Annotated in this window: 19 protein-coding genes; 12 read left to right on the top strand and 7 right to left on the bottom strand. The window is 64.6% G+C overall.

Annotation, left to right across the window (positions count from 1 at the left end):
* The first annotated feature begins 208 nt into the window (after positions 1-208).
* From M5G17_RS25980 to M5G17_RS26025, 10 genes are all read left to right on the top strand, one after another.
* On the top strand, positions 209-1,000 hold the full coding sequence (locus M5G17_RS25980; RefSeq protein WP_273895722.1) for an enoyl-CoA hydratase/isomerase family protein: 792 nt from the start codon (positions 209-211) through the stop codon (positions 998-1,000).
* 31 nt (positions 1,001-1,031) lie between these two features.
* On the top strand, positions 1,032-2,192 hold the full coding sequence (locus M5G17_RS25985; protein ID WP_273895723.1) for an acyl-CoA dehydrogenase family protein: 1,161 nt from the start codon (positions 1,032-1,034) through the stop codon (positions 2,190-2,192).
* A 14-nt stretch (positions 2,193-2,206) separates the two neighbouring features.
* Positions 2,207-4,297, top strand: coding sequence for an acetate--CoA ligase family protein (locus tag M5G17_RS25990; protein WP_273895724.1), 2,091 nt, complete (start codon positions 2,207-2,209; stop codon positions 4,295-4,297).
* Between the two features lie 4 nt (positions 4,298-4,301).
* Entirely contained in the window at positions 4,302-5,918 is a 1,617-nt protein-coding gene (locus M5G17_RS25995) for a 5-guanidino-2-oxopentanoate decarboxylase (RefSeq protein WP_273895725.1), read from the top strand.
* Between the two features lie 28 nt (positions 5,919-5,946).
* Positions 5,947-7,137 (top strand): pyridoxal phosphate-dependent aminotransferase, encoded by a 1,191-nt coding sequence (locus M5G17_RS26000; RefSeq protein WP_273895726.1) that lies wholly within the window; start codon positions 5,947-5,949, stop codon positions 7,135-7,137.
* Positions 7,130-8,545 carry an aldehyde dehydrogenase family protein gene (locus M5G17_RS26005; RefSeq protein WP_273895727.1) on the top strand — a complete coding sequence of 472 codons (1,416 nt, stop codon included), beginning with the start codon at positions 7,130-7,132 and terminating at the stop codon, positions 8,543-8,545. The genes M5G17_RS26000 and M5G17_RS26005 overlap by 8 nt, the downstream gene beginning before the upstream one ends.
* 36 nt (positions 8,546-8,581) lie before the next feature.
* Positions 8,582-9,283, top strand: coding sequence for an NAD(P)H-dependent oxidoreductase (locus tag M5G17_RS26010; protein ID WP_273895728.1), 702 nt, complete (start codon positions 8,582-8,584; stop codon positions 9,281-9,283).
* 208 nt (positions 9,284-9,491) lie between these two features.
* Positions 9,492-10,595, top strand: a complete 1,104-nt coding sequence (locus M5G17_RS26015; protein ID WP_273895729.1) for a polyamine ABC transporter substrate-binding protein — start codon at positions 9,492-9,494, stop codon at positions 10,593-10,595.
* 30 nt (positions 10,596-10,625) lie between these two features.
* Entirely contained in the window at positions 10,626-12,044 is a 1,419-nt protein-coding gene (locus M5G17_RS26020) for an aminotransferase (RefSeq protein WP_273895730.1), read from the top strand.
* Between the two features lie 118 nt (positions 12,045-12,162).
* A complete protein-coding gene (locus tag M5G17_RS26025; RefSeq protein ID WP_273895731.1) occupies positions 12,163-12,984 on the top strand; it encodes a helix-turn-helix domain-containing protein in 822 nt (273 codons plus the stop codon).
* Between the two features lie 36 nt (positions 12,985-13,020).
* Here the strand turns inward: M5G17_RS26025 and M5G17_RS26030 are convergent, their stop codons facing one another.
* Genes M5G17_RS26030 through M5G17_RS26055 form a run of 6 tightly spaced genes read right to left on the bottom strand, consistent with a single transcriptional unit; the run spans position 13,021 to position 18,555 of the window.
* On the bottom strand, positions 13,021-13,917 hold the full coding sequence (locus tag M5G17_RS26030) for a universal stress protein (protein WP_273895732.1): 897 nt from the start codon (positions 13,915-13,917) through the stop codon (positions 13,021-13,023).
* 47 nt (positions 13,918-13,964) lie between these two features.
* Complete coding sequence (locus M5G17_RS26035; RefSeq protein WP_273895733.1) at positions 13,965-15,089, bottom strand: AI-2E family transporter; 1,125 nt, start codon at positions 15,087-15,089, stop codon at positions 13,965-13,967.
* Positions 15,090-15,119: 30 nt separating this feature from the next.
* A complete protein-coding gene (locus M5G17_RS26040) occupies positions 15,120-15,671 on the bottom strand; it encodes a PqiC family protein (protein WP_273895734.1) in 552 nt (183 codons plus the stop codon).
* Positions 15,672-15,687: 16 nt separating this feature from the next.
* The gene (locus M5G17_RS26045; RefSeq protein WP_273895735.1) at positions 15,688-17,340 is read right to left on the bottom strand and encodes a PqiB family protein; all 1,653 of its coding nucleotides are present in this window, start codon (positions 17,338-17,340) and stop codon (positions 15,688-15,690) included.
* Complete coding sequence (locus tag M5G17_RS26050; protein WP_273895736.1) at positions 17,333-17,959, bottom strand: paraquat-inducible protein A; 627 nt, start codon at positions 17,957-17,959, stop codon at positions 17,333-17,335. The genes M5G17_RS26045 and M5G17_RS26050 overlap by 8 nt, the downstream gene beginning before the upstream one ends.
* Positions 17,956-18,555: a paraquat-inducible protein A gene (locus M5G17_RS26055; protein ID WP_130264754.1), complete on the bottom strand. Its 600-nt coding sequence runs from the start codon at positions 18,553-18,555 to the stop codon at positions 17,956-17,958. The genes M5G17_RS26050 and M5G17_RS26055 overlap by 4 nt, the downstream gene beginning before the upstream one ends.
* Positions 18,556-18,697: 142 nt before the next feature.
* Here M5G17_RS26055 and M5G17_RS26060 point away from each other — a divergent pair, with 142 nt between their 5' ends.
* Positions 18,698-19,447 carry a DUF2092 domain-containing protein gene (locus tag M5G17_RS26060; protein WP_273895737.1) on the top strand — a complete coding sequence of 250 codons (750 nt, stop codon included), beginning with the start codon at positions 18,698-18,700 and terminating at the stop codon, positions 19,445-19,447.
* Positions 19,448-19,459: 12 nt separating this feature from the next.
* Positions 19,460-20,035, top strand: a complete 576-nt coding sequence (locus tag M5G17_RS26065; RefSeq protein WP_273895738.1) for a hypothetical protein — start codon at positions 19,460-19,462, stop codon at positions 20,033-20,035.
* A gap of 15 nt (positions 20,036-20,050) precedes the next feature.
* On the opposite strand, the gene M5G17_RS26070 is transcribed toward M5G17_RS26065, so the two are convergent.
* On the bottom strand, positions 20,051-20,647 hold the full coding sequence (locus M5G17_RS26070; RefSeq protein WP_273895739.1) for a cytochrome c3 family protein: 597 nt from the start codon (positions 20,645-20,647) through the stop codon (positions 20,051-20,053).
* Position 20,648: the final 1 nt, after the last annotated feature.

Raw genomic sequence — 20,648 nt, forward strand, 5'->3', positions numbered from 1 at the left:
GGGCTTGCCCCGCGATCAGTTGTACAAAGTTGTAACAGGTGTTCGATAGCGGTCTCCGATCTGAAATAAAAACCTATTAATTACAGTTGATTAACTGCGTAACTTCATCTGTTACAGCAACAAATCCAGCCAATTGCCGCCTTGTTGAACACTCGTTTAGTATGGCGTCACACCACCTCACACCAACCACAATAATTCGAGGCCACCCATGACCACTCCTGCGTCGCTGCTCAGCCAGGTCGAAGCCGGCATTGCCTGGATCACCCTCAACCGCCCGGATCAGCGCAACGCGCTGGACATCCCCAGCCTGAAAACCCTCCACGCCCTGCTCGAAGCCCACAACGCCGATCCGGGAGTGCGCGTAGTGGTCCTGACCGGCAGCGGCCGCAGCTTCTGCGCCGGGGCGGACCTGGCCGAATGGGCCGCGGCCGAGGCCCGGGGCGACCTGGAAAACTACGGTTGGACCGAAACCGCCCACGCCCTGATGCAGCGCCTGCACAGCCTCGACAAGCCAACCATTGCCGCCATCAACGGCACCGCCGTCGGCGCCGGCATGGACCTGAGCCTGTGCTGCGACCTGCGCGTAGCGGCGGCTTCGGCGCGCTTCAAGGCCGGCTACACCAGCATGGCCTACAGCCCGGATGCCGGGGCGAGCTGGCACCTGCCACGCTTGATCGGCAGCGAACAGGCCAAGCGCCTGCTGTTTCTCGATGAGCTGTGGGGTGCCGAGCGCGCCCTGGCCGCCGGGCTGGTAGGCGAGGTGTGCGCCGATGACCAGTTGCTGGCGGTGGCTGCCGAGCTGGCCGGACGCCTGGCCAATGGCCCGACCTTCGCGTTTGCGCAAACCAAACGCCTGCTCCGCGATGGCGCCCAGCGCACCCTGGCCGAACAGCTGCCGGCGGAACTGGCCGCAGGCTTGCTCTGCGGACGCAGCGTCGATGGCGCCGAAGCCTTGCGCGCAGCAGTCGAGAAGCGCGCCGCTAAATTCGTTGGTAAATAAGCACTTACACGAACTTCTTCAGGACCGACTCATGAATTTCCAACTGACCCAAGAACAACAAATGTTGGTGGAAGCGGTACGCAGTTTTGTCGCCAAGGAGTTACTGCCCCATGAAGAGGCGGTCGACCGCGCCGACGAAGTCTCACCAGAGCTCGCCGCGCAGATTCGCGGTAAAGCCATTGCCGCAGGCTTCTATGCCTTCAACATGCCCGAGGAAGTCGGCGGTGGCGGCCTGGACTACCTGTCCCAGGCGCTGATCGAGCGCGAGCTGTCCAAGGTCTCCTGGGCCCTGCATGTGTTCGTCGCGCGGCCGTCGAAGATCCTCATGGCTTGCAAGAATGAACAGATCAACGATTACCTGCTGCCGTGCATCCAGGGCGAGAAGACCGACTGCTTTGCGTTGACCGAGCCAGGCGCAGGCTCCGACGCCAATGCAATCAAGACCCGCGCGGTGCGCGAGGGCGACAACTTTGTGCTCAACGGCAGCAAGCACTTCATCAGCCATGCCGGGCATGCCGATTTCGCCATTGTCTTTGCCGTTACCGACACCTACGAGCACAACGGCAAGCAGCGCAACGCGGTGACGGCCTTCCTGGTTGACCGTGGCACTCCGGGTATGACCATCCGCCGCGGGCCCAAGTGCGTGAGCAACCGTGGTTACCACACCTTCGAACTGTTCTTCGATGACTGCAAGGTGCCAGCCAGCAAGGTGTTGGGTGAAATCGGCAAGGGCTGGGAAGTGGCCAACTCCTGGCTCACCGCCGGGCGGGTGATGGTCGCTGCCAACTGTGTCGGCCAGGCCCAGCGCGCCCTGGATGTGTCGCTGCAATGGGCGGCCGACCGCAAGCAGTTCGGCCAGCCGATCGGCACCTACCAGGGCATCTCGTTCAAGCTCGCCGACATGGCCACGCAGATTCGCGCTGCCGAGCTGTTGACCCTGCACACCGCCTGGAAGATGGACCAGGGCAGCATGACCGACGGTGAGGCGGGCATGGCCAAGCTGTTTGCCAGTGAAGTGCTGGGCAAGGTTGCCGACGAGGCGGTGCAGATCTACGGCGGCATGGGCCTGATGGACGAAGGGCCGGTCGAGCGGATCTGGCGCAATGCGCGGATCGAGCGGGTCTGGGAGGGCACCTCGGAGATCCAGCGGCACATCATTTCCCGTGAACTGCTGCGCCCGCTGTTGCGCTGATCAGGAGCCTGCTCATGTTACGAAACAACCTCAAACGCCTGCTCGCCCCGCGCCACCTGGCGTTCGTTGGCGGGCGCAGCATGGCCCGGGCGCTCAAGCGCTGCGCCGAGGGCGGATACCAGGGGCAGATGTGGCTGGTCAATCCGCAGCACGACAGCCTCGACGGTGTGCCCTGCGTGGCCAGTGTCGCCGAGCTGCCGTGTGCGCCGGATGCGGTGTTCATCGCCACCAACCGCGAACTGACCCTGGCCTGCGTGGCGGAGCTTGCCGCCAAGGGCGCCGGCGGGGCGATCTGTTATGCCTCGGGTTTTGCCGAAACCGGTGCCCAGGGCCAGGCCCTGCAACAGCAACTGCTCGAAGCGGCCGGCGACATGGCATTGCTCGGCCCCAATTGCTACGGCCTGCTCGATTACCTGCACAGCGCCGCGCTGTGGCCGGTGGCTCACGGCGGCAAGGCGGTAGCGAAGGGCGTGGCGGTGCTGACCCAGAGCGGCAATTTTGCCTACAACCTGTCGATGAGCGACCGTTCGCTGCCGGTGGCCTATATGGCCTCGGTGGGCAACCAGGCGCAGATCGGCATTGCCGAGCTGATGGATGCGCTGCTCGATGAGCCACGGGTCACCGCCATCGGCCTGCACCTGGAAGGCCTGAAGAACGTACCGGGGTTTGCCCGCGCTGCGCACAAGGCGCTGGAGAAGGGCATCCCGATCATCGCCCTGAAAACCGGGGTGTCGCAGATCGGCGCCGAGCTGGCGCTGAGTCACACCAGCTCGTTGTCCGGCTCCGACGCCCTGTACGACAGCCTGTTCGAGCGCCTGGGGGTGATCCGCGTCAGCGGCCCGGTGAGCTTTGTCGAAACCCTCAAGGCTGCGGCCTGCGGTGAATTGCCCAAGGGTGGCCGGCTGATTGCCCTGGCCTGCTCGGGGGGGGATGCCGGGCTGATTGCCGACTATGCCGAACGCAACGACCTGAGCCTGCCTGCGCTGGATGACAGCCAGGTCGGCGAACTGGCGCAGGTGCTGCCAAGTTACGCCAACCTGGTCAACCCGCTGGACTTCACCACGGCGATCTGGGGCGACGCTGCAGCGCTGGATTCCATGCTCGACAGCGCCCTGCGCAGCGAGGCCGACGCGGCGATGCTGGTGCTCGACTACCCGGCCGAGTTTACCGGCGAGCGCAAGGAGTGCGACCTGCTGCTGGAACTGTACTGCGCGGCGCTCAAGCGTCACGGCAAGACCGGCTTTGTTACCTCGGCCTTGCCCGAACTGCTGCCGGCCTTTGCCCGCGAGCGTTTGCATGCCCATGGCATTGCCGCGCTGCAGGGCGTCGAGGATGGTTTGGCGGCCTGGGGGCGGATTGCCGCTTACCAGGCCAGGCGCCAGGCACTGCTCGAGCTCGGCGAGTCGGCGCTGCCGCCATTGTGTCCGCAGGCACTGCAAGGTGAGGGCGAGCTGCTCAACGAGTGGCAGTCCAAGCAAGCTTTGCAGGCGTTTGGCCTGACGGTGCCCAAGGGCGTACTGAGCAGCCCGGAGCAGGCACTCAACGATGCTCAACGCCTTGGCTATCCCTTGGTGCTCAAGGCGGTCAGTGCGCAACTGCCGCACAAGACCGAAGCTGGCGCCGTGGCCCTCAACCTGCGTGACGCCCATGCCCTGGGCGCGGCGCTGGAGCAGATGCGCACGCGGATTGCGGCCTATGCGCCAGGGGTAGCCTTCGATCAGGTGCTGCTCGAACCCATGGCCAGTGCGCCGCTGGCCGAGCTGATTGTCGGTATCAAGCGTGAGAACGACTTTGGCCTGGCTCTGGTGATCGGCACCGGCGGCATCCTCGTCGAACTGCTCAAAGACAGTAAAAGCCTGCTGCTGCCGACCACCGACGGCGCCATCCGCAACGCCGTGCTTGGACTGCGCAGCGCCGCTTTGCTCCAGGGCTTTCGTGGCCGTGACGCGGGGGATATGGAGGCGCTGGTGGCGGCGATCCGTGCGGTCGCCGACTACGCCTGCGAAAACGCCGGGCAGTTGCTGGAGCTGGATGTAAACCCATTAATGGTCGGTGCCCGGGGCACCACCGCCGTCGATGCGTTGATTCGCCTCGGCCAGGTGTAAGGAGATGAACATGCACAACAACAGCCCATTGACCGGCGGCCAGGCCCTGGTGCGCCTGTTGGCCAACTACGGCGTCGACACCGTGTTCGGCATTCCCGGGGTGCACACCCTGGAGCTGTACCGCGGCCTGCCCGGCAGCGGCATCCGTCACGTGTTGACCCGCCATGAGCAGGGCGCAGGCTTCATGGCCGATGGTTACGCGCGGGTCAGCGGCAAGCCGGGTGTGTGCTTCGTGATCACCGGCCCCGGCGTCACCAACGCCGCCACTGCCATCGGCCAGGCCTATGCCGACTCGATCCCGATGCTGGTGATTTCCAGCGTCAACCACACTGCAAGCCTTGGCAAAGGTTGGGGCTGCCTGCACGAAACCCAGGACCAGCGCGCCATGACCGCGCCGATCACCGCATTCTCCGCCGTGGCCTTGAGCGCCGAGGACCTGCCCGAGCTGATCGCCCGTGCTTACGCGGTGTTCGACAGCGAACGCCCGCGTCCGGTGCATATCTCGGTGCCGCTGGATGTGTTGGCGGCGCCAGTGGCCCGTGACTGGAGCCATGAAGTGGTGCGTCGCCCGGGCCGTGGCGTGCCGGCCAGCAGCGTGCTGGATCAGGCCGCTGGCAAACTGGCAGGCGCCAAGCGGCCGATGATTATCGCCGGTGGCGGCGCCCTGGCGGCGGCGCAGGAACTGCAGCAACTGAGCACCCGCCTGGCCGCGCCGCTGTTCACCAGCGTTGCCGGCAAGGGCCTGCTGCCAGCGGATGCGCCGCTCAATGCCGGTGCGTCGTTGTGCGTGGAGGCGGGCTGGCAACTGATCGCCGAGGCTGATGTGATTCTTTCGATCGGCACCGAAATGGCCGACACCGATTTCTGGCGTGAACGGCTGACGCTCAACGGCGAGCTGCTGCGGGTAGATATCGACCCGCGCAAGTTCAACGACTTCTATCCCTGCGCCTTGGCCCTGCAGGGCGATGCCCAACAGACCGTCGCAGCGTTGCTCGCACGCTTGCCGCAAACACCGCGCGATGCCGGCGCCGCCAGCGACGCGGTGGCCAGCCTGCGCCAGGCGGTCAAGGCTAGCCATGGCCCGCTGCAGGCGCTTCACCAGGCGATTCTTGACCGGGTGGCGGCCGAGCTGCCCGCCAATGCCTTTATCAGCACCGACATGACCCAGTTGGCCTACACCGGCAACTACGTTTTCGCAAGCCAAGCGCCACGCAGCTGGCTGCACCCGACCGGCTACGGCACCTTGGGCTACGGCTTGCCCGCCGGCATTGGTGGCATGTTCGCCACGGCTGATCGCCCAGGCCTGGTACTGGTGGGCGACGGTGGCTTCCTCTACACCGTCCAGGAACTGGCAACGGCGGTCGAAGAGTTGGATCGACCCTTGGTGGTGCTGCTGTGGAACAACGACGCCCTGGGGCAGATTCGCGACGACATGATCGGCCTGGATATCGAGCCGATTGGCGTGCTGCCGCGCAACCCTGACTTTATCGGCCTGGCCCAGGCCTTTGGCTGCGCTGTGGCGCAACCGCACAGCCTGGATAACCTGCAACGGGAACTGCGCAGCGGCTTTGCCCGCCCTGGCGTAACCCTGATCGAGCTCAAGCACGCCTGCGCGCGCTGAGCTTCAACCGCAATTTTGGGAGACTGCCATGCGCTTTTCCGATCTGACCCAACGTATTGCCGGTGACGGCGCTGCGGCCTGGGACATCCACTACCGCGCCCTGGAACTGCTGGAAAAGGGCGAAGACGTGTTGCTGCTGTCGGTCGGCGATCCGGATTTCGACACCCCGGCGCCGATTGTCCAGGCCGCCATCGACAGCCTGCACAACGGCCACACCCATTACGCCGACGTACGCGGCAAACTGGCCCTGCGCCAGGCCATCGCCCAGCGCCATCAGCAGCGCAGCGGCCAGCCCACCGCTGCCGACCAGGTCACGGTGCTGGCCGGGGCCCAGTGCGCGCTGTTCTGCGTGGCCCAGTGCGTGCTCAACCCTGGCGACGAGGTGATCGTCGCCGAGCCGATGTACGTCACCTACGAGGCGGTGTTCGGCGCCTGTGGCGCCACGGTGATCCCGGTGCCGGTGCGCCCGGAGCACGGTTTTCGGGTCCAGGCCGAGGAGGTTGCCGCGCGGATCACCGCCAAGACCCGCGCCCTGGTGCTCAACAGCCCGCACAACCCCTCCGGCGCCAGCCTGCCACACAGCACCTGGGAGGCGCTGGCCGGGTTGTGCATTGCTCATGACCTGTGGCTGATTTCCGATGAGGTCTACAGCGAGTTGCTGTACGACGGCGAGCACATCAGCCCCGGCAGCCTGCCGGGCATGGCCGAGCGCACGGCGACCTTGAACAGCCTGTCCAAGTCCCATGCCATGACCGGCTGGCGGGTCGGCTGGGTGGTCGGCTCATCCGCGTTGGCCACGCACCTGGAAAACCTGGCGCTGTGCATGCTCTACGGTTCGCCGGATTTCATCCAGGACGCGGCGGTGGTGGCGCTTGAGCAACAACTGCCGGAGCTGGCCGCCATGCGTGAAGCCTACCGGCAGCGCCGTGACCTGGTCTGCGAGTGCCTGGCCGATTGCCCCGGCTTGCGTGCGCTTAAGCCCGATGGCGGCATGTTCGTGATGGTCGATATCCGCGAAACCGGCCTCAGCGCCCAGGCGTTCTCCTATCGCCTGCTGGACCGTCACGGCGTCTCGGTACTCGCCGGCGAAGCCTTCGGCCCCAGCGCCGCCGGGCATATCCGCCTGGGCCTGGTGCTCGGCGCCGAGGCACTGCGCGAGGCTTGCCAGCGCATTGCCCGTTGCGCTGGCGAACTGATGGAGGCCAAGGCCGATGCGTGACTATTCGCGGCTGTTTATCGATGGCAGTTGGCAACTGCCGTCGGGGCAGGGCCTGGCCGAAGTGATCAATCCGGCCACCGAAGCCGTGGCCGGTAGAGTGCCGTTGGGCGACGAGCACGACGTCAACCGGGCGGTGGCAGCAGCGCGCCATGCCTTTGGCAGTTGGTCGCAAACCCCGTCCAGCGTGCGCGCCGGTTACATTCGCACCCTGGTCGATCAGCTCAAGGCCCGCGCCGATGAGATGGCGGCGGTCATCACCGACGAGCTGGGCATGCCGGTGCAATGGTGCCGGGCGGTGCAGGTCGACGGGCCGATTGTAGGCCTTGAGCAGTACATCGAATTGGCCGGGTTGATGGACGAGGTGCGCGAGGTCGGCAACTCGTTGGTGATGCGCGAAGCAGTTGGCGTCTGCGCCTTTATCAACCCCTGGAACTATCCGCTGCACCAGTTGATCGGCAAGCTGGCCCCGGCGTTGGCCGCCGGCTGCACGGTGGTGGTCAAGCCGAGCCAGGAAACCCCGCTGCACGCATTCCTGCTGGCCGAGATGATTGAAGCTATCGGCTTGCCGGCCGGCGTCTTCAACCTGGTCAGCGGGCCGGGCTCCAAGGTCGGTGAAGCCCTGGCGCGTCACCCGCAGGTGGACATGGTCTCGTTCACCGGCTCCACCGGCGCCGGCGTGCGCGTGGCCCAGGCGGCAGCGCCGTCGGTCAAGCGCGTGTGCCTGGAGCTGGGCGGCAAGTCGCCGTTGCTGATCACCGCCGATGCCGACCTGGACGCGGCGGTGCGCTATGGCGTGCAGGATGTGATGATCAATTCCGGGCAGACCTGTACGGCCCTGACCCGCATGCTGCTGCCCGCCAGCCGCTATGAAGAGGCACTGGCCATTGCCGTGGACGAGACCCGCAAGTTGGTCATGGGCGACCCGCAAGACCCCAATAGCTTTCTCGGCCCGATGTGCTCGGCAGCGCAGCGGCGCACCGTGCTGGACTACATCCGCATTGGCCAGGAGGAGGGTGCCCGGCTGCTGTGTGGCGGCGACACGGGGGTAGACTTGGACCGCGGCTTCTACGTGGCGCCAACGTTGTTCGCCGATGTCGACAACCGCATGCGTATCGCCCAGGAAGAGATCTTCGGCCCGGTGCTGTGCCTGATCCCTTACGCCGATGAGGCCCAGGGGCTGGCTCTGGCCAATGACTCGCCCTTTGGTTTATCCAGCGCGGTGTGGGCGGCGGACGCTGAGCGGGCCTTGCAACTGGCCCGGCAACTGCGGGCCGGGCAGTGCTTTGTCAATGGAGCGGCGTTCAATTATCAGGCGCCCTTCGGCGGCTACAAACAGTCGGGCAATGGCCGCGAGTGGGGCGAGGAAGGCCTGGCCGAGTTCGTCGAGACCAAGGCCATTCAACGTTGAAGCTTCACGAGATAGCAACCGTTCAAGGAATTTTCAATGAATGTACTGATCGTTCACGCTCACCCCGAGCCGCAATCCTTCACCGCCGCCTTGCGCGACCAGGCTGTCGAAACCTTCACCGCCCAGGGCCATCAGGTGCAGGTCAGCGACCTGTACGCGATGAACTGGAACCCGGTGGCCAGCGCCGATGACTTCGTCAGCCGCGAAAACCCCGATTACCTGGTGTACGCCCTGGAGCAGCGCCTGGGCGTAAAAAGCCAGTCGATTGCCGCTGACATCCAGCAAGAACTGGACAAGCTACTGTGGGCGGACCTGGTGGTGCTGAACTTCCCGATCTTCTGGTTCTCGGCGCCGGCCATGCTCAAGGGCTGGATCGACCGGGTACTGGTGTCGGGGGTGTGCTACGGCGGCAAGCGCTTCTATGACCAGGGCGGGCTGGCGGGCAAGCGCGCCCTGGTGAGCGTGACCCTGGGCGGGCGCGAGCACATGTTCGGTGAGGGTGCGATCCACGGGCCGCTGGAGGACATGCTACGGCCGATCCTGCGAGGCACCCTGGCTTATGTCGGTTTCGAGGTGCTGGAGCCGTTCGTGGCCTGGCATGTGCCGTACATCAGCGATGAGGCGCGCAAGGAATTTTTGCGCAGCTACCAGCAGCGCCTGGCGCATTTGTCCGATGACCAGCCGTTGGTGTTTCCTCGCCTGGCGCAGTTTGACGAGCAGTTGTATCCGTTGGCTTGAGGGATCCATCGCCTTGCACCAAAGCTGACAACGCCGCGCTAACCGCGATCTCAAGAGCACTACAACCCTTGCGGCGTACACCTGACAGGCTCGCCCCGCAACAAACCAGACACCTACCCATTCAGGGTATGGTCCCGCGCAGCCTCTGCCTCGATAGTAACCCGGTCGGCTCACACCGAGCAGATCCTGGTGACACAAGGGAGTGGCTATGCGAAAGACACTGAAGGTGATTTCCAGTCTGTTGCTCGCGCCCCTGGCCACGGCGGCGCTGGCCGCCGACGGGGAGGCGGGCAACACACTCAGGCTGTACAACTGGACGGATTACATCGGCGAAACGACCCTCGCCGACTTTGAAAAAGCCACTGGCATCCAGGTGGTCTACGACACCTTCGACGGCTACGAAACGGTGCAGACCAAGCTGCTGACCGGGCGCTCGGGCTACGACCTGGTGGTGCTCAACGCATCCCTGGTGCCGCCGCTGATCCAGGCCAAGGTGTTCCAGCCGCTGGACAAAAAGCTGCTGCCCAGTTGGCACAATCTCGACCCCCAGGTGCTGAGCAACCTGCAAGGCTACGACCCTGGCCTGGCGTATTCTGCGCCCTACACCTGGGGCAGCTCCGGGGTGACCTACAACGTCGACAAGATCAAGGCGCGCATGGCCGATGCACCGATTGGCTCGCTGGCGATGTTGTTCGACCCGAAGATCGTCTCGCGCTTTGCCGACTGCGGTGTGACCCTGATGGATGCGCCCAGCGAAGTCATCCCGCTGGCCCTCAAGTACCTGGGCCGCGATCCCAACAGCGCCAAGCCAGACGATCTGAAAGCCGCCCAGGAGCTGCTGCTCGGGGTACGGCCCTTCATCAAGAAATTCGACTCGGTCAACTACCTGACCAGCCTGCCCAATGGCGATACCTGCCTGGCCCTGACCTGGTCCGGCGACTACGCCACCGCCCAGGCGCGGGCGGAGGAGGCGAAGAAGAACATCAAGTTGTCGTTCTTCATTCCCCAGGAAGGCTCGCTGATCTGGTTCGACAACTTCTACCTGCCCAGCGATGCGCCGCACGCGGCCAATGCCCACCGCTTTATCGAATTCCTCCTGCAGCCGCAGAACATCGCCAAGGTCAGCAACTACATCCACTACGCCAACAGCAACGCTGCCGCCACGCCATTGGTGCAGGCGCAGATTCGCGACGACCCGGCAATCTACCCGGACGCCGCCACCCGCCAGCGCCTGTTCGCACAGAAGACTCAGAGCAGCAAGGACATGCGCGCCATTACCCGGGTCTGGAGCACGATCAAGAGCGGTAGCTGATTCCCCTATTCCCCAGCCAAGGACACTGCCATGGCCACGCCAAACAAAACATTCGTAGCCCCCGTCGCCAATGATGCCCTGGTGGCAGCCGATAAAGCCCACTACATGCACGGTTACCACGTGTTCGACGAACATGCCGAGCAAGGCGCGCTGAATATCGTCGAAGGCGAGGGCGCCTATATCTACGACACTGATGGCCAGCGCTTTCTCGATGCCGTCGGCGGCATGTGGTGCACCAATATCGGCCTGGGCCGCGAAGAAATGGCCCTGGCCATCGCCGACCAGGTGCGCCAGTTGGCCTACTCCAACCCGTTTTCGGACATGGCCAACAACGTCGCCATCGAACTGTGCGCAAAACTCGCCAGCCTCGCCCCGGGTGACCTCAACCATGTGTTTCTCACCACCGGTGGCTCGACTGCGGTCGACACCGCCTACCGGCTGATCCAGTACTACCAGAACTGCCGTGGCAAACCGCACAAGAAGCACGTGATCGCTCGCTACAACGCCTACCACGGCTCCACCTGCCTGACTATGTCGATCGGCAACAAGGCCGCCGACCGGGTGCCTGAGTTCGACTATGGCCATGAACTGATCCACCACGTGTCCAACCCCAACCCGTACCGGGCGCCGGATGACATGGACGAGGCGGAGTTTCTCGACTTTCTGGTGGCTGAGTTCGAGGACAAGATTCTGTCGCTGGGCGCCGACAATGTCGCGGCGTTCTTTGCCGAACCGATCATGGGCTCGGGCGGGGTGATCATTCCGCCCAAGGACTACTTCCTGCGCATGTGGCAGGTGTGCCAGACCTACGACATCCTGTTCGTCGCCGATGAGGTGGTGACCTCGTTCGGGCGGCTGGGCAAGTTCTTCGCCTCTGAAGCGTTGTTTGGCGTGCAGCCGGATATCATCACCACCGCCAAGGGCCTGACCTCGGCCTACCTGCCGCTGGGTGCGTGCATCTTCTCCGAGCGCATGTGGAAGGTCATCGCCGAGCCGGGCAAGGGCCGCTGCTTCACCCATGGTTTTACCTACAGCGGCCACCCGGTGTGCTGCACCGCGGCGTTGAAAAACATCGAGATCATCGAGCGGGAGAACCTGCTGGCCCATGTCGACGAAGTCGGCGGCTACCTGGAACAGCGCCTGCAGACCCTGACCGTGCTGCCGCTGGTGGGCCAGGTGCGCTGCATGAAGCTGATGGCCTGTGTCGAGTTCGTCGCCGACAAGGGCAGCAAGGCGCTGTTTGCCGACGAGGTGAACATCGGTGAACGTATTCATCGCCGGGCCCAGGCCAAAGGCTTGCTGGTACGGCCGATCATGCACCTGAACGTGATGTCGCCGCCGCTGATCATCACCCGTGCGCAGGTGGACGAGATTGTCGAGACCTTGCGCCAATGCATTGTCGAAACCGCCGAAGAGCTGCGCCATGAAGGGTTGTACGAGGGTGCATGAGAAGCCATCGCTGGCAAGGCCAGCTCCCACAGGTTCAGTGCACACTGGCCCATTGTGGGAGCCGGCCTTGCCGGCGATGGGCTGCATGGCAGCCACCAGGCGGGTTAAACTGCCAGGCATGACCAGAGCCTGCGCCGACACCCCGATCTGCCTGTCGTTCTCCGCCCTGCAGCAATGGCATGCCGCGCTGCAGCACGCCTTTGCCCGCAGTAGCGAGGCCGATGCCCTGGCCAGCCTTGCCGCAGCCCTGAGCCAACTGGTGGCGGTCGAGTCGGTGATGATCAGCCTAGAGCGCCATGGCCAGCCGCCGCGCCTGCTCTACCAGCAAGGCATCCCCGAGCGTTACCGCGACGCCATCCTCAACCGCTACTTCAGTGCTGGCTACCTGCTCGACCCGTTCTGCCTGGCGGTGGAAAAGGGCCTGGCCCAGGGCTTTTACCACTTGCAGGACATCGCCCCGGACCACTTCTTCGACAGCGACTACTACAAGACCTACTACCTGGGCACCGGCTGCAGCGAAGACAGCTACTACATTGTCGATATCGACCCCCATAGCAAGATATCCCTGAGCCTGTTCCAGGGCCGTGGCGGCCGCAGCCTGAGCGTTGCGCAACTGAACCTGCTGCAGGCCGTCGAGCCGATGGTCCGCGAGCTGATCAGCCGCTTTGCCCGCCACGGCCTTGAGCCAGGTGGCGAAGTGCACAGCCGGGGTGGCGTGCAGGCGGCGTTCGACAGCTTTGGCTGCGCGCTGCTGACCGAGCGCGAACGGCAAGTGGCGCAGATGATCCTGCGCGGTCACTCGGTGAAATCCACCGCCGGCGAGCTGGGCATTTCGCCGGAAACCGTGCGCATGCACCGCAAGAACCTCTACCTCAAGCTGCAGATCAACTCCCAGTCCGAGCTGTTCGCGCGCTTTATCGACTGGTTGCGCCAAGGCTGACCCGCTGACGTGTGCAGGCGCTGATGAACCTGAACCTCAAGCGGCGCCCTTGATCGCCAGCACGTTGCACAGGCGGTGTTCGAGCACATGCTCGGTGGTGCTGCCGGTCAGGCGTTCGAGCAGTTTGCGTGGGTGGTTGCCCATCACCAGTACATCAGCGCGGCTGTGGGCGATGAACTCGGCGATGCTGCGGGTGATCGGCGCCGACAGCAAGTGCTGACGCTCTGCTGGGACCGCATGACGCGTGGCCATCTGCTCAAAGGTCTTGCGGATCGACTTGCGTACGCTGCCTTCAAAGCCCGGCATGGTCACGGTGCCGGCACCGAAGTCGGCCATATGGGTGTGGGCGCCGTCACACACGTGCAACAGGTGCAGTTCGGCGTTGCATTGGTGGGCGAGGTCGGCGGCAGCGGCGATCACGCTGTCGTTGAGGTCGCTGTGCGGGTGCTCGGGGTGGGTGGGGTCGACGGCGGCGACCACAATGCGCGGCAGCGGGCAATGCACCTCGGTGACCAGGTGCACCGGGCACGGGCACTCGCGCAGCAGTTGCCAGTCCAGGGGCGCGACCACCAGGCGTTTGAACAACGGCTCGTGCTGCACCTCCTTGATCAGCAGGTCGGGGTCGATCTCGGCTACCTGGGCCAACACCGCGTGCAGCACGTCACGGGTCAGGACCACTTCGGTGGTGACGTGTATGCCGTTTTCATGCAGCAAGGTGGCTTCATCGGCCAGCCATTGGCGGTTGTCCTGCATCAGGGTGTCGAGGCGATGTTCGTCGCCGCTCATCAGCCCGAGGGTGTCGATTTCGTCGATAAAGGCGCAGATGTGCAAGGCCGCGCCCGTGGCACGGGCGAGGGCAGCGGCGCGCTCCAGCGCAGGGGTGTGACGCAGGTCGGCCCCGACCATCAGCAACAGGCGTTGGTACTGGCTCATGGTGCACCTCCGGTAGTGTTGCGTTGCCAGCCCCCCGTGCATGAAGTCTAGTCTATGGTGCTGTCTGTAGCGCCGGGCTGACTCCGTGCAGGTTCCTCGGCCGGGAGCGGTTGCGCCACCCAGCTCATGAACAGCTCATAGCCCACGGCCAGCACCACCGGGCCGATGAACAGGCCGATGATGCCGTTGGTCAGCATGCCGCCCAGGGCGCCGATCAACACCACCGGCATCGGTACGGCCACGCCACGGCCCAGCAGCATGGGCTTGAGGACGTTGTCGGAGAGCCCGGCAAGCAACATCCAGATGGCGAAGATCACCGTGCTGGCACCGGCGCCGTCATGGGCAAACACGTAGATAACCACCGGCAAGGTGATCAACAGCACCGGCAGTTGGGTGATGCCCAGCAGCAGCACCAGCAAGGCCAGCACGCCAGCCGCCGGAACGCCCATGACCACCAGGGCGACGCCGACCAGCAGCATCTGGATGAAAGCGATGCCGACCACGCCCTGGGCCACGGCGCGGATGGTCGAGGTGCACAGTTCGGCCAGTTGTTCGCCGCGCTGCGGGCCGGCGATGCGGTTGGCAATCGCCACCGCCGTGCGCTGGCCGATTTCACCCTTGGCCATGATCACGCCGGCAACGATCAGGGCGACCACGAACACCAGGATCCCCGAGCCGATGCCGGCCAGTTGCGCCAGCAGGGTCTTGCTCAGGCCTTTGAGGTGCGGGGCGACCTGGGTCGCCGCCCAGCTCAAGTCATTGCTGGCATGGGCCCAGATGCCGTACAGCGGCGCGCCGATCAGCGGCCAGTCGCGGACGTTGTCCGGTGGCGGCGGGATTTCGATGTGCTGGTCCTCGAAGCCGACGATACCTTGCTGCACGGTGTCGGCGACCGAAGCGGCCAACAGGCTCAAGGGGCCGATCAGGCAGGCCAGGCCGATGATCACCAGAATGATTGCAGCCCAGCCCGGGCGCCCGCCGAGCCAGCCGCCCAGGCGCTGGCACACTGGGTAAAGAGTGATCGCCAGGATCACCGACCAGAGCATCAGGCTCAGGAACGGCTTGAAGATGTCGAAGCAGGCGATCACCAATACGGCGATCAGCCCGGCGCGGATCAGCACGTCGAGCAGTTCCCGGGCGGTGCCCAGGTGAATCGGGCGATTGTTGGCCATGAGCGGGCCCTCGGGCAGGCGAGCAGGTTGTTAGTGAACGGCCGGACAACGGCTGGCGCCGCCGCTGGCGGTTTGGCTGACCAGTTCGGTGAAACGCTTGAGGTTGTGCTGGTGGGCCAGCACCAGCTCATCGATGCTGGCCCCGGCCGGGGTCTGGATCACGCTGCGACAGTCAAGGCTGGCACCGCCATTGCCATTGGCCGGACGCAAGCGCCAACGGGCATCGAACAGCGCGTACTGCCCGGGCACCGAGTCAAAGCGCTGCACATCCACGCGCAGGCCCAGGCGCGGCGCGGCGCTGGTACCGGAGAACTGGTTGGCCAGGGCATTGCGCAACTCGTCGACCAGGGTCGCTCCCCACCATTCGGTCTCCAGGATCGCCAGGCCGCTGTTGCCCTGGCGGATCACCACTTGCGGCCGATCGACCTGCGGCGGCACGCTGACCTGCTCCAGTTGCACCGCCACGCTATTGGCCGGCACCGCTTGCTGCGGGATCAGCGTGTGGTAGTGGATCGGGTCGCTGCGACAGGCGGCCAGCAACAGGGCCAGGCCCAACACGGCAAATCTTGAGGCATGCGCCATGGCGGTGCTCCTGGGGTCAATTGCGCGACGAAGGTTTCAGTGAGTCGGCCGGGGCATCCTTGGGCCTGCCACGCAGCAGCGATTCGGGGTTGCGGCCCAGGTAGTCGGCCAGGTCCCGCAGCGAGCGCGACATGCGCCCCAGCTCATCCAGGGTCTGGGTCAACTGTTCACGCTGGGGCGAGTCTTCGGCCAGGGTTGAGTTGGCCGATTGCAAGGTCTTGCTGACTTCCTGCAAGGTGCCCTGTACGCCCGGCAAGGTGCGGCTGTTGAACTGTTGCAAGCCCTTGCGCAGCTCCACTAGGTTGGCGTCCAGGTTGTTGGCAATGCGCTCCACCGGCAGGCGGTTGAGGCGCTCGACCATGGCCTGGAACTGTTCCTGCAATTGCTCCAGGCTGCCTGGTACGGTGGGAATGCTGATCGGCCGGGCGGTGGGGTCGAACACCACCTTGGGCGCCTTGGGGTCGAAATCCAGGGCGATGTACAGCTGCCCGGTGATCAGGTTGCCGCTGCGGGCCTGGGCACGCAGGCCGTTGTCGATGAAGGTGCCGAGCAACTGCGCGGCGGCTTTTTCATCGTCGGGGTCGTGGTTGAATGCCTTGAGCAGCTTGGTGTGGGCACGGCCCAGGCGTTGCGGGTAGATGACGATGCCAACGTTGACCGGGAAGGTGCGTTTTTCCACGTCGAAGTCCAGGTTGATCGACACCACCCGGCCAATCTCGACGCCGAGGAACTCCACCGGTGCGCCGGTCTTCAGGCCGCGAAGGGCCTGCTCGAAGCGCAGGGCCAGGTACTGGGCCTTGCCGTTGGGCGGGGCGAGGGCGGTTTGCTCGTTCTCGAACAGCTCGAACACTTTGTCTTCGCTGGCCACCTGGTCATCGGGGTTGTACTGCGGCGCGCGGAAGGCAATGCCGCCGACCAGGATCGACGACAATGACTCGGTGCGCACGGCAAAACCGTTGGCACCGGCCTCGACATCGATACCGCTGGCGTTCCAGAAACGGGTATTGTCGGTGATGTAGGCGTCATTCGGGGCGTTGACGAATACCTCGATGTCCACGCCCTTGCCGTCCTTGGACAGCTCATAGGCCACTACCTGGCCAACCGGGATCTTGCGGTAGTAAACCGGTGAACCGATCCCCAGCGAGCCGAGGTCACTGGCGTGCAGGAAAAAGCGTTTGCCCGGCTCGCCATAGGTGATCGGTGGTGGCGACTCAAGGCCGGTGAACACTTTGGCACGGCGGCTCGACTCGCCGGAGTCGGCGCCGATGAAGTCGCCGGACAGCAGCGTATCAATACCCGACACGCCGCCGGCGCCAATGCGTGCGCGCACCACCCAGAACTTGGCGTCTTCGCGGGTGAAATTCTCCGCCTGCTTGACCAGCTTGATCGTGGCGGTGACGCTTTTCTGGTCCTGGCTCAGCTCAACTGCGGTCACCTGGCCGATCACCACATTGCGGTACTTGACTGCGGTTTTGTTGGCTTCCAGGCCCTGGCCGGTCTTGAAGGTGATCTCGATGACCGGCCCTTGCTGCATGACGTTGTGCACCACCAGCGACAAACCCACCAGCACCGCGACAATCGGCACGATCCACACCAGCGAAATGCTGAAGCGTCGGCTCTTGACCCCGGGCGTACCCGGTTGTGGCCTGTCTTCGCGGGTTTCAGTCATCGGCCTGCTCCTTGTCGTGCTGCCAGATCAGTCGTGGGTCGAAGCTCATTGCCGCAAGCATAGTCAGCACCACGACCATGCCGAAAAACAGGATGCCGGCGCGCGGTTCGATGTCGCCCAGGGCCTGGAATTTGACCAGCGCCGCCACCAGGGCGACCACCAGCACATCGAGCATCGACCAGTAACCGATCAGCTCGACGAAACGGAACAGCCGCGAGCGCTGGGTCTGCGCCCAGGTGCTGCGGCGCTGCACGGTGATCAGCAGCAGGCCGAGGGCGACGAATTTGGTGGCCGGTACGGCGATGCTGGCGATGAAGATGATCAGGGCGATGTCCCAGGCACCGTGCTCCCAGAACTCCATGACCCCGCTCATGATGGTGCTGTCGGCGCCACTGCCGAACAGCGTGGTGTTCATCACCGGCAACAGGTTGGCGGGGATGTAGAACACCAGGGCGGCGACCAGGTAGGCCCAGGTGCGGGCCAGGGAGTCGGGCTTGTGGGCATGCAGCGGCGCGCCGCAGCGCTCGCAGGTGTGCGCCTGGTGGCTGTTGTCGCAGGCCAGGCCGCAGGCATGGCAGAGCACCAGGTTGAGCTCGGCGGCCAGCGGCGGGCGGCTCATGGCAACAGCTCCCAGAGTTCGCGAATATCGCGCCCGGCGATACGCAGGATCAGCAGGCTCAGCACCGCCAGGGCAAACAGGCCGATGCCGGGTAACACATCGAGCATGCCGGCCAGCTTGAACACCGCCACCATGGCGCCGAGCAGGCATACTTCGAGCATGCTCCAGGGGCGCAGGGTTTCCAGCCAGCGCATGCACAGGATAAACCCCGGCGCGCGGCCGCCAGCCAGAGCAAAACCCAGCACCCAGATCAACAGCAACAGTTGGAACACCGGCGCGATGATGATCGAAATCGCCGCCACCAGGGCGATGAAGGTGATGGGCCCGGTGGCCAGGGCCCGCACCGAGTCCCACAGCGTGGCGCTGTTGTGCAGGCCTTTGAGGCTGATGCTCATGATCGGGTAGAAATTGGCGAACACCCAGAGGATCAGTGCGGTAACGCTCAAGGCCAGGCGTTGCTGCACGCTCAGGCCGTTATAGCGCTGCAGCACGGCGCCGCAGCACTGGCACAGGGCTTTCTGGTGCTTGCCGAGGCTGACCTTCTGGTACACGCAATCGCAATGTTCGCAGATGATCAGCTGATGAGTATCCAGCATGGCGCACGCTCTGGCTGCGGGCGGGGACTAGCTCAATATAGACGGGGTGCGCGGATCGTCGCGGTTTTTTCCACCGGCGGCCGAGCGATGATGAACATGGGCTATACCTAATGGGCTCGACCCTAAGGTACGGAGTGCGCCGATGAAACCGCTCGACTGTGTTCTGGGCCTGCTGCTGGCGGTCCAGCCGCTGTATGCCCTGGCCGAACAAACCACGCCCGGGCAGACGGTGCGCAACCCGCGGGTGATCGACAAGGTCATCGACATGGGCGAGCACCTGCGCAGCCTCACGGCGTTCAAGGTCAGTGCCCAGGTCACGCGCGACACGGTGCTGGACTCGGGGCAGAAGATCAAAAGCCAGTCGCTCAATGTCTTGCAGGTGGCCGGCAAGGATCGCCTGTATGCCCGCAGCGAAGGCGATACCCGCACCCTTGAGTTCTTCTATGACGGCAAGCAACTGACCCAGTACTCGCCGTACCTCAAGTACTACACCACGGTCGAAGCGCCGCCGAGCCTGACCGAAACCTTGCACCGCCTGGAAAACTACTACGGCATTCAGGTGCCCCTTGAAGACCTGTTCCTGTTCGGCAGTGACCAGGCCCAGATCGATGCCCTGCAAAGCGCGCTGTACATTGGCCCTGCGACCATCAACGGCCAGTTGTGCGACCACCTGGCTTTTCGCCAGGCCGATGTCGACTGGCAATTGTGGCTGACCCGCGCCGAGCAGCCGCTGCCCTGCAAGCTGGTGATTACCACCACCAGTGAGGCCAGCGCACCGGAATACAGCGCCGAGTACAGCTGGAACCTTGCGCCCGACAGCAAGCAGGTGAAGTTCCGCTTCGTGCCGGGCAAGGGCGATGTCGCCATCCCATTGAAAAAAGCCAGCGAGTAGGGGAGCGCCACCATGTTCAGGATCGCCACTAACACTGTGCTGCTGTCACTCTTGAGTGTGTCCTTGCTGACCCTGCTGCCGCTGCCAGCGGTCGAGGCCGGCCCGAGGGCCATGGGCCACGCCCGGGCCTCGGTGAACCGCGCACCGCCAGCCGGTGCGCAACGGGCCCAGCGCATCAATCCGCGGCAGAATGTGGCCGGCAACCGGGTCAACGACAACCGTCAGGTCGCGGCCAACCGGCAAGTCAACAGCAACCGCCAGGTCAATGCCGGCAACCGCGCCAACATCAACAACGGCACGCGCAACGTCAATATCGACAATCACCGCGACGTTGATATCGATGTCGATGGCGGCGGCCGCTGGGGTTATGACGATGACTACCACCCGATTGCCACGGCCGCAGCGGTTACCGCCACAGTGGTGGCCACCTCGGCGGTGGTCGGGGCGATCTTTCGGCCAGCGCAGTTGCCCCCCGACTGCGTGCAGGTGATGCGCTACAACACCCCCTACCTGCAGTGCGGCTCGACCTGGTTCCAGCCGCAGTACCAGGGCAGCAATGTCACCTATGTGGTGGTCAATGCGCCTTGAGCCTGGCGTTGCCGGCTACCAGCCCGGGACCCCGCGCATATCCGGCAGTTTGTGGGCGATGCCCTTGTGGCAGTCGATGCAGGTGGCCTGACCGCTGGCCAGGGACGTCGAGTGCATGGCCGCTGCGCGCTTGCTCTGGCGGGTGAAGTCCATGAACTCGAAGTTGTGGCAGTTGCGGCATTCGCGCGAGTCGTTGGCCTTGAGCCGCGCCCATTCATGCTCGGCCAGTTCGCGGCGGTGGGCGAGGAACTTCTCGCGGGTGTCGATGGTGCCGAACAGCTTGCCCCAGACTTCCTTGGAGGCTTGCATCTTGCGCGCGATCTTGTGCGTCCATTCATGCGGCACGTGGCAATCCGGGCAGCTGGCGCGCACGCCCGAGCGGTTGCTGTAGTGGATGGTGTCCTTGAACTCGACAAACACGTTGTCGCGCATCTCATGGCAGGAGGTGCAGAATTTTTCGGTGTTGGTCACCTCGAGCGCGGTATTGAAGCCGCCCCAGAAGATGATCCCGGCAACGAACCCGCCCAGGGTCAGGAACCCCAGGCTGTAGTAGACGCTCGGGCGCCAGAGCACGCCCCAGTATTCCTTGAGCAGCCTGAACAGTGCTTGCATG

The sequence above is a fragment of the Pseudomonas rubra genome (assembly GCF_028656935.1).
GTDB classification, from domain to species: domain Bacteria; phylum Pseudomonadota; class Gammaproteobacteria; order Pseudomonadales; family Pseudomonadaceae; genus Aquipseudomonas; species Aquipseudomonas rubra.

Excerpts from the sequence above, each read along its gene's own strand:
- M5G17_RS25980 (WP_273895722.1), top strand. The coding sequence starts at position 209 with ATGACCACTCCTGCGTCGCTGCTCAGCCAGGTCGAAGCCGGCATTGCC.
- M5G17_RS25985 (WP_273895723.1), top strand. The coding sequence starts at position 1,032 with ATGAATTTCCAACTGACCCAAGAACAACAAATGTTGGTGGAAGCGGTA.
- M5G17_RS25990 (WP_273895724.1), top strand. The coding sequence starts at position 2,207 with ATGTTACGAAACAACCTCAAACGCCTGCTCGCCCCGCGCCACCTGGCG.
- M5G17_RS25995 (WP_273895725.1), top strand. The coding sequence starts at position 4,302 with ATGAACATGCACAACAACAGCCCATTGACCGGCGGCCAGGCCCTGGTG.
- M5G17_RS26000 (WP_273895726.1), top strand. The coding sequence starts at position 5,947 with ATGCGCTTTTCCGATCTGACCCAACGTATTGCCGGTGACGGCGCTGCG.
- M5G17_RS26005 (WP_273895727.1), top strand. The coding sequence starts at position 7,130 with ATGCGTGACTATTCGCGGCTGTTTATCGATGGCAGTTGGCAACTGCCG.
- M5G17_RS26010 (WP_273895728.1), top strand. The coding sequence starts at position 8,582 with ATGAATGTACTGATCGTTCACGCTCACCCCGAGCCGCAATCCTTCACC.
- M5G17_RS26015 (WP_273895729.1), top strand. The coding sequence starts at position 9,492 with ATGCGAAAGACACTGAAGGTGATTTCCAGTCTGTTGCTCGCGCCCCTG.
- M5G17_RS26020 (WP_273895730.1), top strand. The coding sequence starts at position 10,626 with ATGGCCACGCCAAACAAAACATTCGTAGCCCCCGTCGCCAATGATGCC.
- M5G17_RS26025 (WP_273895731.1), top strand. The coding sequence starts at position 12,163 with ATGACCAGAGCCTGCGCCGACACCCCGATCTGCCTGTCGTTCTCCGCC.
- M5G17_RS26030 (WP_273895732.1), bottom strand. The coding sequence starts at position 13,917 with ATGAGCCAGTACCAACGCCTGTTGCTGATGGTCGGGGCCGACCTGCGT.
- M5G17_RS26035 (WP_273895733.1), bottom strand. The coding sequence starts at position 15,089 with ATGGCCAACAATCGCCCGATTCACCTGGGCACCGCCCGGGAACTGCTC.
- M5G17_RS26040 (WP_273895734.1), bottom strand. The coding sequence starts at position 15,671 with ATGGCGCATGCCTCAAGATTTGCCGTGTTGGGCCTGGCCCTGTTGCTG.
- M5G17_RS26045 (WP_273895735.1), bottom strand. The coding sequence starts at position 17,340 with ATGACTGAAACCCGCGAAGACAGGCCACAACCGGGTACGCCCGGGGTC.
- M5G17_RS26050 (WP_273895736.1), bottom strand. The coding sequence starts at position 17,959 with ATGAGCCGCCCGCCGCTGGCCGCCGAGCTCAACCTGGTGCTCTGCCAT.
- M5G17_RS26055 (WP_130264754.1), bottom strand. The coding sequence starts at position 18,555 with ATGCTGGATACTCATCAGCTGATCATCTGCGAACATTGCGATTGCGTG.
- M5G17_RS26060 (WP_273895737.1), top strand. The coding sequence starts at position 18,698 with ATGAAACCGCTCGACTGTGTTCTGGGCCTGCTGCTGGCGGTCCAGCCG.
- M5G17_RS26065 (WP_273895738.1), top strand. The coding sequence starts at position 19,460 with ATGTTCAGGATCGCCACTAACACTGTGCTGCTGTCACTCTTGAGTGTG.
- M5G17_RS26070 (WP_273895739.1), bottom strand. The coding sequence starts at position 20,647 with ATGCAAGCACTGTTCAGGCTGCTCAAGGAATACTGGGGCGTGCTCTGG.